Genomic DNA, 12023 nt, shown 5'->3' on the forward strand with positions numbered 1-12023 from the left:
GAAAAGTTCTAGTTCCAGAGCTAGGCGCAGACATAGAAGCTCACAGCAGTTCATCGTGTCCGCTACCGATAGCCGACCGCTAAGCTGCTTCGCCAGATGGGGTCTGCTTGTCGCTTACGTTCTTGCGGCTGTCAATCGGCGTCCAATATTCACCCCTTATCGGCATCCAATTTTGACCCCCTTGGTGGCGGATAGTCTTGCGCCTGTCCGGCGGCGCTCCGCGGATGGCATTCTCGATGTCGTAGAGCTCGCCGATCCGGACAAGCGTTTCCTGGGCGATCGAATGCGTTCCGGGGCTGGTGGTCAGATCGAAGAACTTGCGGCGGACATGCGCCCAGCACGCCGCCTCCTGGATGGCGGCGGGTTTGTCGGGTTGGGTTGCTTCATAGAGGTTGCGGAACCCGGCATAGCCATCGGCATGCAAGATGCCCGAGAAGTCTGCGAGGTGGGCTTTCGGATGCTCACCCTGCGATCCGGACTGTAGAAGTAGGCGACGCTGGGTGGCGTCTTGTCTCCCCAAGGGCGACCGTCGCGAACGTAGCTCCACAGTCGCCCCGTCTTCGTCTTGCCCTTGCCAGGCTCCAGCACCGGTGTGTCGTCGCCATGCAAACGGCTGCCGGCGAACACGTGCGCGCGCAGTTTGGCGACGAGCGGCTCGAGCAGCGCACCCGCCTTGCCGACCCAATCGGCCATGGTCGAACGGGAGAAATCGACGCCTTCCCGTGCATAAATCTCCGATTGCCGATAGAGAGGAAGATGATCGCAATATTTGGCGGTGAGCACCTGCGCGACAAGACCAGCTCCCGGCTTGCCGCGCTCGATCGGCAGCGACGGCATCGGCGCTTTGATGTCGGTGTCGCAGCCCTTGCAGGTGAAGCCCGGCTGCACATGACGCACGACCCGGAAGGACGCCGGAACATAGTCGAGCACCTCGGTGACGGCCTCACCGTTGCGGATGAAGTCGGCCCCTCCGCAGGCCGGGCAGGCGCAAGCCGCCTGGTGAACCACCTCCTGTCGCGGCAGATGATCCGGCAATGGCTGACGGCTCGGCTTCGCCTTTTCTCGGCTGCCCGAGACGGAACGCGCAGAGACCTCAATCTCCGCCTCCGCTGCCTCGATGTCTTCCAACGCCAGCTCAAGCTGCTCGATCGAGCGTTCGATCTTCTCCGACGAGGTACCGAAGCGGGCCCGTTTCAGGACGGCAAGCTGGGCCTTCAGCTTCTCGATCAAAGTGTCTCGCGAGCGCAGCCTCTGGCTTTGACGCGCCAGTTCTTCGGCCTGCGCGGCGATGATCGCGCGCAGGCTCTCGACGTCATCCGGCAGCTCGGAAAGGCCTTGTTCCATGGCCGGAACGTATAGCTGATTTGGCCACAGATCACCAGCTATAGCAATGGAAACATTGCATTTTTACCTCATGCGCTGCGCGTCGGCGCAGCGGTCCATGACGGCCGCCGCCAGTCGATCCCTTCCCACAGCATCGCCAGTTGCGCCGCCGTCAGCCGGGCTGTGCCATCGGCAGCCGAGGGCCACGGAAAGCGGCCCTTCTCCAGGACCTTGTAGTAAAGGCAGAAGCCCTGGCCATCCCAGAACAAAAGCTTGATGCGTCACCCCGGTCCTATCATGCCTCTTCCACCGACCGGATCAGCGCCTTCAGCGTTTCTGGCGCAATCGAGGCATCGACTTTCAGGACGCGGCCACCTTTGCAGCCGATCTCAATGCGCGGCGGCTTTGCCGGCCGTTTCGCTGTGGCCTTCTCTGCTGCCGCGGCTCGATCTGTTCGCTTTGCGCATCCGGCCCGATCAGAGCCACCGGCAACAGCCTCACGCCTGATCCACCCGACGACCTGATGTCCCGGCCAAGCTTTTTGCGCCAGGTGTAAATCTGCTGCGGGAGAATATCGTGCCGGCGGGCAATCTCGGCGACGCCAGAACCGCTCGTCTGAACCTCCTCCAGAATCCGAAGCTTGTCCTCGTCCGTCCAGACACGGCGGCGCTCGACGCCCGTCAGAATCTCAACCCGCCCCATAAGTTCACCCTTGGCTACGTCGCTAACTACGGAATTAGCGACTAACTTCAGTGCAATGGGCGAAATCTCAAAGGCTGCTTCACCGGACGCTTACTGTCTGGCAGTACAGCTGCTTGGAACTCGCAAGATGCAAGCGAGCGGACGCGTGCCTACTATCGCATCGTTCCTGGCGGAGCTACCGGAAGTCATTGGGCGGTAAGGGTTGAGCATTCCGGTCAGAATGAAAAATGGCATCGGCCAGCAAGGGCGCCACGAAGGCGGAGCCATCGCGCGACAGATGACTGTCATCGATGTAAAGGCTTTTGTCGGCAACTATGATGGGACAACTGCCATTGCGGCAGAGCACCTCAAAAGGATCCACTATTTTAACCACGGGGTAGCTTCTGGCGAGCTTGGTGATGAAATCCACCTGTGCGTTGCGCAGAGTAAGCGGTTGTGAGGCATCAACGAGGCAGTTCGGTGTGCCCCAAGGCAATGATCTTACGCAAGCGTGCGGATCAAGTGGCAGCTCTGGAAAATCAAGAATGTAAATGATTCTCTTGTTGGCTAATCTCAGGCGGTTGAACGTGGCACGGAAGGCTTTCTCGACGGCAGCGCTCTGTTCATCTGAAAGGGGGTTGACGAAGCGCCTGCCTGCCAGCACGACCGTGGAGATGTGAGGGTTCCCTACTACTTCGGCTAAAGCAGCGTTGATTACGTCGACGCATTCGGTAGTGCGGAATGGATAGCCATGGCTATGGATCGGTGCATCGAACACAGGCATGCAGGAGAAGCCGCCGATGTTCAGAAGGTTGCCATCACGGGCCGACACGAGAGGTGCCAACCCATCGTAGAACGACATGGCATGGGAGTCGCCGATCAAAGCCACAGTTGGGGGACGCTCTTCGGCGAGGTTGCAGAAACGGGATTTGATGTCGGGGTACGTTTTCCGGCAGATGCCGTTTTCAAATCGACCATCGAAGGAGAAATTCTCGGTATTGTTGATGAGCGCTGGAGGTCGAAACCGATCTAGCAATCCAGCATTGCCAATAGCCGCTACGGCGGCAACGCAGCATAGGCTGATCGCTAGCGTGCATGAGCTGGCCGAAGGATAGTGCCTGAAAGTGACGTTTCGCAGCGGTCGCTCAACGGCTTGATATGTAGCGTAAGCAAGGCCGATGCTGATTGCAACTGCGATGAGTCTAGTGGTCGACGGCGGAGTGTTGCCGACGACTATCCTAAGATATGTGAGGATCGGCCAGTGCCAAAGATATAACGGATAGCTGATCAAGCCGGTCCATACGAACGGCCGGCTGGCCAGAACCCGTTTGTTGAAGACGTTCCCTGTTCCGGCCGCGATAACACAAACGGCCCCTAGAACAGGCCAGAGTGCCGCCCGGCCGGGAAATGGACTTGTGCTGTTCAGCGCGTAGATTACGTGCAAAATCATCCCGAGCCCGATCATTGCGAGGATGTGCGGCAGCCAACAATGAAGAGAAAGGATTTGCTTTATCCTGGCTTCGGTCGCCATTAACAGGGCGCCGGCGAGCAACTCCCAGGCGCGGAGATATGGCAGGTAAAACGCCTCTTCAGGGCTCGACTTCAAAATCTGATGGCCCCAAATATATGATGCAATGGCGAAAGCCAACATGAATACAGGGATACATACCCGGAGCCGCGCCGCGCTGAGGGACACAACCAGAATCGGGAAAAGAATGTAAAACTGTTCCTCGACGGAAAGAGACCATAGATGAAGCAGCGGCTTCATGTCTGATGCGCGATCGAAATATCCTGCCTCAGCAAGTAGTGAAAAGTTCTGCGCGAAAAAAGTCGACGCGACAATATGCTTCGTCAGCTGATCGAACTCCGGCTTCAGGAGGGCGGTATTCCCAGCTGCCAGCGTGACAAGCAGAACTATTATCAGTGCCGGAAAAATGCGGCGGATCCGCCTTCCGTAAAAATTGAGAAAGCTGAAAGAGCCATTGGCCGTTTGGTTCATTATGATTTTCGAGATCAGATACCCGGAGATCACGAAAAAGATGTCGACGCCGACAAATCCTCCCGGGGCAAGATCGGGGAAGGCGTGGAAAACGACCACGGAAATGATCGCGATTGCTCTAAGGCCGTCAATGTCCGGTCGGTAACTTGGTTCGTTCACCGAGAACGTCTTTGTCTTTCCATAATCAGCAGTCGAAAGATCATCCATGCACGGTCCCTTCCGCTAGAAGCTGATCGTACAAAACCCGCAGAAGATCAATCTTCTTTTTTGACGGCAAACGGCGTCTTCAGCGCAAATCCGCATGTAATCTGTAGACCACCTATGAAGCGAGCGGATTTTTATGCCGGCCGCGGCTCGTCGTTGTACGCCGGCTCGCTTGCCCAGTCTCAGGTGGGAGGCATCAAAGCCACGAGACAAAGCAGATAAGTCGTCCATCGATCCGTGTTGCCTAGGTGGCTGCTTACCACGGCTTTCTATGAGATGGGGGCGGACGAAGGCGGCGCAGAAAAATGTGGAGGCAACGGCGTCGGCGCCCTCGCGGTAGGGGCCGTCGCCGTCATTCACGGGCGAGCAGCCCGTAACTGCCGGAATTGCCGCTCTATACCCATGCACCAGCCGTGTAGACTAGGCTATCTGATCCGATTACAGCGAGCGTCGTTAAGGATCACCATATGCGTGCGCTCGCCCTCGAACCCAATGCCGGTGACCACGATACGGTCGCGAGTGATGGAGGCGATTCTAACTCTTCGCATTCCATACTCTCGGGCATGATCCAATGCAACTTCAGGGTCACACGGACCTAATCGAGGGTTGCGGCGATCAACGCGCTGCCGGCCCCGGCCCCGCTCCCCGCCCCGGTCCCAATGACGGCCGCCATCCCAATCACGGTCGCGATACCGATCTCCGTCGTATTCTCGATGTCCACGCGGTCCCACATAGATCTCGAAATCTTGCGCCTGCGCGGGAGCTGCGAAAACCGTCAGGCACACGGCAATTGTGAGAAGTGCTTTCTTTGCGATCATGGCCCTTCGTGGCCTCCAGTTTGTCTGCTCATTTTCCAATTTTGCCTTTAGGTGCTTGAATGGAATCTGAACGGCCTGTGTTCAGCCCTTCGTAACTCGTGGCCGCTTCATCTCCGACGGCATCAGGCCGGCGTATTTTTTGCGGCAGTCGTAAAACGTCGCGTCCGAAATTCTCTTACTTGCAGCACACCGATCGGAGTTGCGTCCTCTGCCTGCTTTAGTACCAACGCGATTTGCGCTTCCGAAAACTTCGAGTTTTTCACCGAACTCTCCTCTTCTTCCCGCCAGGGATCATAAGTGGAAAATTCCAGTTCCAACTGGGCTAGTGTGCTGGGGCACGTCATTGGATTCCCGCATTATGCGGGGTGACGAGACGATGCCATAGGTCCTTGCCACAGAGTGAGGCAGGGGGCTGATGCAGAGGCCTCGCGACTTCCATGTGACGGATAAGATCCGTGCCGATTCTAGCCAGGGCGGCCTCGGACCAACATATGGAAATGTAGTACCCGACCCCGCGCATGAGAGTATTCCAGTGGTAGCGTAAATGCTCTGCTCCTTCTTTGCTCAACAGTCCGTCTTCAAAAGGCGAAAGACTCCTGCGCCGCCCAAAATGCTCTATCAGCAAAAGCGCCTCGCACCTTAACACCCGCAGGCCTTGATTTATTACCGGCAGGCAAATGACTGGAGCGGCGCCGACCGGCTTTGCTGAGAATGGCTGAGGATCTGGGTGTAGTAGAATATTTGCTCTTGATCGCGGGTGAGGTCGGGCTTTACCTGCGTCCAATACTCACGCGTAGCAGCATCGACATCAGCAACCTTTGTTGTATGGCCGCCGAAAGAATTTCATACTTCGCCGCGCGTACGACGTGAGGCTGAACAAAGATGTCGAAGATTGCCACGGCGATCAGGAGTGTTAGCAAAAATGCCGTCTGCCGTCGCTGTGCAAAGGATCACAAGCTTTATAGGCCAAACCACCAAAGATTACAGCCAAGAATAGTGAGCCGTAGCGGGTGTGGAGTTGCCAGAAAACATATCTGCCAGAGAACTGATCGATGAGCTCATGAGCGACCGCCGCATGCAAAAACGGTATCGATCCCAGCCACACCGCAATGATGGTGCAGATGTTCAATACTTCGGTGGTGAGTGCGATGCCACTTACCCGACGTACGCGGGCGGAAACGTGTTCGTATAATTGGATCCTGCTTGAGGGAAGGGCGACGGCGACAAAAATGACGATAAGCGCCGCGAGATTGGTGACGCCCACGGTACTAAAATAGCTCGGCGTTGAACGAACAAACTTCAGGGAGAGGAGAGGGTCGCCGAGTCAACCGGTCGGCTTTTCGAAGAACGCAGCAAGGGCGGCACATGTCACCTCAGTCGCTGCAACGGCAATAGTTCTCCTGCCGCCGCCTCGACCTGTGGCGACCAGAAGGATAGCCAGGGTAAAGATGAATGCCTGCGACCACCGGAAAGCCGAAATGAAAGCGTCGGCATCGAAAGCCAATTCAGAATCTGGCAGGAGCTTGAGTCGGAACAACCCGCCCCAGATAGCAGACATAAGTGTGTAGATGCTGATGTAGTTATATAGTAGGATCATCCGGGAAGCGAAGCTCGCTTCAGTATCCCCGGCATCGTTGATCGAAACACAGGAGACGAGGGTGTGGTATGTGGATTTGAACATATCAGGCGTCGCTGCCGTCAAACCGGAGATCACGTAGTATAAATTATCGTCGCCAGCCGAAAGGTTGTCAGAAAATTGAGTGTCGCGAAATACGACACAAAAGCTAAAAGGCCGAGCGTCAATCCGACTCGGGCGAACTTATTTTGCCAGGCGGCGTAGGTGGGGTGGTCCACTTGATTTTGCGCGCCCTGCAACGGACTATTCCGGCCGCTGCAAAACGGCTACGAGGCTGAGGCCTGGCCCCGGCAGTATTTTATCGACTGCGGCTATTACCGGTATGAGCATGTTAATCAGTTTGAGCTGGCTGCTTTTAAACGTCTTTGAGAAATTACTTTTATGATTTTTCCTGCGCTTGTATGCCATTGAGCCAATAACGTTGATGTGGCGCAAGAGGCACACCTCCAAACCTGAAGAAGCCGCAAGCGCTCTTAGCGTCTCTTCTTCGTATCTGCGGTAATGGCCAGAGGCGAGGTCGATTTGGCTGTAGAGGGCTTCCTGCGCGGGAACTTTTATAAGCGCATGTCCGCCGGGCTTGAGTTTCGAGTGGACCTTTCTGAGAAATGCCAAGTCATCTTCAAAATGCTCTACGACGTCCATCATTACGATCGCGTCTGCACCGCCATCCAGTTCCTCCCAGTCGCCCAGTAGATCAACATTCAAAGTTTCGACATTGCCATATCGAGATTTCAATACACGCAGCAGATCGGGATCGTGATCGACTGCAATGACTCTCGAGGCCCGATCGATATATGTTCCAATCCCGAACCCCGCCCCAGCGGCAAGCTCCACGACCTTGCCTCGCAAATATGGTCTCAGCGCAGCGTAGGTCCATTTGTAATAATTCGGCAGCAGGGCCATTTTGCTCTGCGCAGAAACATATGAAGCATTACTTGTGGCGAAATCAGTTTGGTTTGGGGACGTCACGTCTGTCTACCTTCTCTCGAGAAGCGGATGATTATCGCCGCGATCCGGACGTGTAAATATAAGATACTTCTGCACAGCGAATTTTGCAGCGAAGGAGCATACCAGTGTGATAATCAAAGCAACGGCGTAATTGGTGCCCAATTTCGTCAGGAGCAAAAACACCCACAATTCCGCGAGGCGAAAGAAGCCGCTCGATATCAGAAACCCAATAAGCTGTCGCTTGATAACTCCGTCGCTCCTGAACACGAACAGGCGGATGGACACAAAGTTGAGTGCGAAGGCGCAGATGAGACCGATCCCAACGGCCAAGGTATCCCCTAGCCCAACTATCTCGTGAAGGGCGACCGGCAAGCCGAAGGATACCGCGGCGCTGGCGATGGTTGCGAGGCCATAGCGGACTAATTCTTCGAGCCGGCGCCGCTGGTGCTGTGCGCCCATCTTTTGCCTGCTCGATCTGCTCACGCCTTCGTATCTCCAACTGTTGACGACGCCACCGTTAGCAGTTGAGCCTATTATCATCAATCGCTATAGGATTGCGCCCACAGATTCAGCGAGAGAGAAAACTTTGGAACAGAAGAAGCTCGTCGTCATAGTCCCCGCTTATAATGAAGCGGCATCCATCGATGCTACTGTGCGAGGGCTTCAGACATGTGCCCCGGCACTGCGAGATATTGGAATCGCGCTTGCCATATTCGTCATCGATGACGGTTCACGGGATTCGACGGGAGCGATCGCGACGGCTGCTGGGGCAGACAGAGTAATCCGCCACGCAAAAAATCGAGGTTTAGGCGCCGCAGTCCGCACCGGCCTGCGCGCCGCTAAGGCAGCCGACAGCGATATCGCTGTTAAGTTCGACGCCGACCTACAACACGAGCCGCTGGATATTGTCTCATTGATACAGCCGGTATTGCGTGATGAGGTCGACGTCGTTTACGGTGACCGGTTTGAACAAATTTCTTACCGCATGCCTATCGTGAGGCGCATCGGCAACAAAATGTTCACGTGGCTTATGAGGACTTTGACCCGCTGGGATGTTACAGACAGCCAACCCGGGATATTCGCCGTCAACAGAGAATATCTCGGGGTCTTCCGTCTGCCAGGCGACTACAACTACACCCAACAGATCCTGCTTGACGCCTATCACAAGGGGATGCGGTTCGCTCAAGTCCCGGTGCAATTCAACGTGAGGAAAACAGGCAGGTCATTCGTGTCTTTGAGGTATCCTGTCAAAGTTTTGCCGCAGTTGGTCATGGTCCTTATCGGGGTTGCTCCGCTTAAAATCTTCGGCACGATCGGTTTATTCTTTCTGTTCATTGCTGGCGTCGTTTCGGTTTCGCAAGTCACTGATTACTTTCTTTCCGCCGCTTCGAAGCCGATCGAAAATGTAAACCTGGTTCTGGGGTTGCTGTTTTTTGGTCTTCAGTCTTTGTTCTTTGGGCTCTTGGCGGCGCTTATAAATGAGAGAAACGGCTAGTGGAGGCTTGCCGTTTGTGAGAAGTGAATAACTAAGAGGCTCTCGCTTGCCGTGTCCTGACTGTATCGCATCGGCGCTCGTTCGCTGCAGCCTACAACGGTCCTCGATGGCGAACGTCGGGGCTTTCGGAGAGCGGGGCGGGCAATTGCGATTCCCGGCTGTAGAGAGCGGCAGAAGACGCGCCCATAAACGGCCGCCTGCCGTGTTGCCTCAAGAGGGGCACCGTCCTCTGTCAGAAATCAATGGCTTTATCGTTCTTTTGCGACCGGCGAAACTCTTCTTCCCGAAGATCAAAAGACTTCTGTCCGTTCGAAAGCAGCGGCGTAGTCGGCCGATTGGACGCTTTGCGCAGGTCGCGAGTCTCCGTCATCGATTCACCTCTTAGTCAGATATAACCATATGAGGCCCGCGCGCGTCGAGTCCAGGTCGGAGATGATTTTGTTGACATCGACAGATTGTGTGATTGGATCGTGAGCGACGTGGAGGTTCGGACTGGTGTCGGCTTGAACCTATGCGGCTAGAACGTTTTTCAATATGAGGTAGTGGTAGACGTAGGATGTACCGAAAGACGACGTGAAAAATGACAAAAACTGCACTTATCACCGGGGTGACTGGTCAGGATGGTGCCTATCTGGCCGAATTGCTTTTGAGCAAAGGCTACACGGTGCATGGCATCAAGCGGCGATCCTCGTCTTTCAACACCGGCCGTATCGAGCACATCTATCAGGATCCGCATGAAGCCCATCCGCGCTTCATCCTCCACTATGGCGATATGATCGACTCGACCAACCTCCTGCGGATCGTGCAGCAGACGCAGCCTGACGAAATTTACAACCTTGCCGCACAAAGCCATGTTGGCGTCAGTTTCGAAACGCCTGAATATACGGCGGATGCCGATGGCATTGGGACGCTGAGGCTGCTTGAGGCGATCCGTATCCTGGGTCTTGAGAAAAGGACCCGGTTCTACCAGGCATCGACATCGGAGCTCTACGGTCTTGTGCAGCAAGTGCCGCAGAACGAGAAGACGCCATTTTATCCACGCTCTCCCTATGCCGCCGCCAAGCTCTATGCCTATTGGATCGTGGTGAATTATCGCGAGGCCTACGGCATGCATGCGTCCAATGGCATTCTGTTCAACCACGAAAGCCCGCTTCGCGGCGAAACCTTCGTCACCCGCAAGATCACGATGGCGGTGGCTGCCATCCATCTCGGCCTCCAGGATAAGCTCTTCCTCGGCAATCTCGACGCCAAGCGCGACTGGGGCCACGCGCGCGAATATGTCGAGGGCATGTGGCTGATGCTGCAGCAGGACAAGCCGGAGGACTACGTATTGGCGACAGGTGAGACGACCAGTGTGCGCCAGTTCGTCCAGTGGGCCTTTGCCGACGTGGGCATTACTCTGGAATGGAAGGGATCCGGCGTTGATCAGAAGGGCTATGACGCTGCCTCCGGCCGATGCCTTGTCGAAATCGATCCCCGGTATTTTCGCCCGACCGAAGTCGATCTTTTGCTTGGCGATCCGACCAAAGCACGTCAGAATTTGGGCTGGCACCACAAGACGCCGGTTCGCGAACTCGCCGCCGAAATGGTGCGTGAAGATATCAAACACTGGAAGGCCCTGAACAGCAGGAAAGATAGCTGAGTGTCCGACTTGTCGAACAAGAAAATCTGGGTGGCCGGTCATCGGGGCATGGTGGGCAGCGCCCTTGTGCGCAGGCTTCACTCAGAAAATTGCACTGTCGTTACGGCAACACGGCAGGAGCTCGATCTCAAGCGGCAGGACGAAGTCGAAAGGTTTGTCCAGACGAACAAGCCGGATGCGATCATCCTCGCGGCTGCGAAGGTTGGCGGTATTCTGGCGAACGACACCTTTGCGGCCGATTTTCTCTACGACAATCTGATCATCGAGGCCAATATCTTCGAAGCCGCGCATCGAAATGGCGTCGACAGGCTTCTGTTTCTGGGCTCGAGTTGCATTTATCCTAAATTTGCGCCGCAGCCGATTTCTGAAGATGCGCTTTTGACCGGCCCGCTCGAGCCGACCAACGAATGGTATGCCGTCGCGAAGATTGCCGGCATCAAGCTGGCGGAAGCCTACCGTAAGCAGCACGGGCGCGATTATATTTCTGCCATGCCCACCAATCTTTATGGTCCGGGCGATAATTTCGATCTGCAATCCAGTCACGTCCTGCCCGCGCTAATTCGCAAAGCCCACGTCGCAAAGGTGACAGAGGCACCCGAAATTACCATCTGGGGAACCGGAACGCCGCGACGGGAATTTCTTCACGTCGACGATTGTGCGGATGCGCTCGTTTTCCTGCTGAGAAATTATTCCGACGCGCAACATGTCAATGTTGGTTCGGGAGAGGATATCGAAATCGTTGAACTGGCGCGCTTGGTTTGCGACGTAGTCGGTTATGAAGGAACAATCGCCCACGACCTCTCCAAGCCAGACGGTACGCCGCGCAAGCTCATGAGCACAGACAAGCTGAAGAGCATGGGCTGGAAGCCCCGTATCTCGTTGGAGGACGGCATCCGCGCCGTGTATAACTGGTTTCTACAGCTCGAGGGTAACGCCGGCGCGGTGCGACAGTAGCGTCGATCCGTTCCGAATCGTGTCGACAATAAGGACGTCGCGAACCGTCGGCGCAGCAAGATCGGCGTGCCGTCAGCATGGCGCGGCGCTGGTGCGACGGCTAGCCGCAAGCGGCTCTGTTGATTGAAGCACGCGACTACGCCCCGCCTTACACCAGCCATTCAGCTGCTTGGACAAGCAGCAGGTCAGACATCCGCATCGACGCCTGTCTTTTCATCAATTTGGGAGAATTGGCTGGGGAACCTGGATTCGAACCAGATCAACGAAGTCAGAGTGTTTTCGCGCGTGTTGTTTCTATTAGCAAATCTCCTTACATGTTGCGG

Annotated in this window: 11 protein-coding genes and 2 pseudogenes; 3 read left to right on the forward strand and 10 right to left on the reverse strand. The window is 55.8% G+C overall.

Annotated elements, in window-relative coordinates:
- Positions 1-79: 79 nt before the first annotated feature.
- The 9 genes and pseudogenes from tnpC to EFR00_RS16160 all read right to left on the reverse strand — a co-directional run bounded on the left by tnpC (position 80) and on the right by EFR00_RS16160 (position 8068).
- Positions 80-1344, reverse strand: a pseudogene (tnpC, locus tag EFR00_RS34230) (IS66 family transposase).
- A 68-nt stretch (positions 1345-1412) separates the two neighbouring features.
- A complete protein-coding gene (gene tnpB, locus EFR00_RS16125; protein WP_245435262.1) occupies positions 1413-1592 on the reverse strand; it encodes an IS66 family insertion sequence element accessory protein TnpB in 180 nt (59 codons plus the stop codon).
- 91 nt (positions 1593-1683) lie between these two features.
- Positions 1684-2025, reverse strand: a complete 342-nt coding sequence (locus EFR00_RS16130; RefSeq protein WP_125864849.1) for a transposase — start codon at positions 2023-2025, stop codon at positions 1684-1686.
- 175 nt (positions 2026-2200) lie between these two features.
- A complete protein-coding gene (locus tag EFR00_RS16135) occupies positions 2201-4210 on the reverse strand; it encodes an acyltransferase family protein (protein ID WP_077991114.1) in 2010 nt (669 codons plus the stop codon).
- A 911-nt stretch (positions 4211-5121) separates the two neighbouring features.
- Positions 5122-5288, reverse strand: a pseudogene (locus EFR00_RS34235) (IS3 family transposase); the annotation flags it as partial.
- Positions 5289-5938: 650 nt separating this feature from the next.
- Entirely contained in the window at positions 5939-6289 is a 351-nt protein-coding gene (locus EFR00_RS16145) for a hypothetical protein (protein WP_077991113.1), read from the reverse strand.
- 60 nt (positions 6290-6349) lie between these two features.
- Positions 6350-6706: a hypothetical protein gene (locus EFR00_RS16150; protein WP_125864850.1), complete on the reverse strand. Its 357-nt coding sequence runs from the start codon at positions 6704-6706 to the stop codon at positions 6350-6352.
- Positions 6707-6904: 198 nt separating this feature from the next.
- On the reverse strand, positions 6905-7564 hold the full coding sequence (locus EFR00_RS16155) for a class I SAM-dependent methyltransferase (RefSeq protein WP_077991111.1): 660 nt from the start codon (positions 7562-7564) through the stop codon (positions 6905-6907).
- A 72-nt stretch (positions 7565-7636) separates the two neighbouring features.
- A complete protein-coding gene (locus EFR00_RS16160) occupies positions 7637-8068 on the reverse strand; it encodes a GtrA family protein (RefSeq protein WP_167482291.1) in 432 nt (143 codons plus the stop codon).
- Between the two features lie 127 nt (positions 8069-8195).
- Between EFR00_RS16160 and EFR00_RS16165 the strand changes: the two genes are divergently transcribed.
- Positions 8196-9104 (forward strand): glycosyltransferase family 2 protein, encoded by a 909-nt coding sequence (locus EFR00_RS16165; protein ID WP_167482292.1) that lies wholly within the window; start codon positions 8196-8198, stop codon positions 9102-9104.
- 232 nt (positions 9105-9336) lie between these two features.
- Here the strand turns inward: EFR00_RS16165 and EFR00_RS33035 are convergent, their stop codons facing one another.
- Entirely contained in the window at positions 9337-9474 is a 138-nt protein-coding gene (locus tag EFR00_RS33035) for a hypothetical protein (RefSeq protein WP_167482293.1), read from the reverse strand.
- A gap of 210 nt (positions 9475-9684) precedes the next feature.
- On the opposite strand from EFR00_RS33035, the gene gmd reads away from it, so the two are divergent.
- Positions 9685-10746, forward strand: a complete 1062-nt coding sequence (gmd, locus tag EFR00_RS16170) for a GDP-mannose 4,6-dehydratase (RefSeq protein ID WP_077991108.1) — start codon at positions 9685-9687, stop codon at positions 10744-10746.
- Positions 10747-11700 (forward strand): GDP-L-fucose synthase, encoded by a 954-nt coding sequence (fcl, locus tag EFR00_RS16175; RefSeq protein WP_077991107.1) that lies wholly within the window; start codon positions 10747-10749, stop codon positions 11698-11700. It begins immediately after the preceding gene.
- Positions 11701-12023 lie beyond the last annotated feature (323 nt).

This window comes from Rhizobium sophoriradicis (assembly GCF_003939025.1).
Taxonomy (GTDB): domain Bacteria; phylum Pseudomonadota; class Alphaproteobacteria; order Rhizobiales; family Rhizobiaceae; genus Rhizobium; species Rhizobium sophoriradicis.

Coding starts and splice junctions, on each gene's coding strand:
- EFR00_RS16130 (WP_125864849.1), bottom strand. CDS start 2,025: ATGGGGCGGGTTGAGATTCTGACGGGCGTCGAGCGCCGCCGTGTCTGG.
- EFR00_RS16135 (WP_077991114.1), bottom strand. CDS start 4,210: ATGGATGATCTTTCGACTGCTGATTATGGAAAGACAAAGACGTTCTCG.
- EFR00_RS16150 (WP_125864850.1), bottom strand. CDS start 6,706: ATGTTCAAATCCACATACCACACCCTCGTCTCCTGTGTTTCGATCAAC.
- EFR00_RS16155 (WP_077991111.1), bottom strand. CDS start 7,564: ATGGCCCTGCTGCCGAATTATTACAAATGGACCTACGCTGCGCTGAGA.
- EFR00_RS16160 (WP_167482291.1), bottom strand. CDS start 8,068: ATGGGCGCACAGCACCAGCGGCGCCGGCTCGAAGAATTAGTCCGCTAT.
- EFR00_RS33035 (WP_167482293.1), bottom strand. CDS start 9,474: ATGACGGAGACTCGCGACCTGCGCAAAGCGTCCAATCGGCCGACTACG.
- gmd (WP_077991108.1), top strand. CDS start 9,685: ATGACAAAAACTGCACTTATCACCGGGGTGACTGGTCAGGATGGTGCC.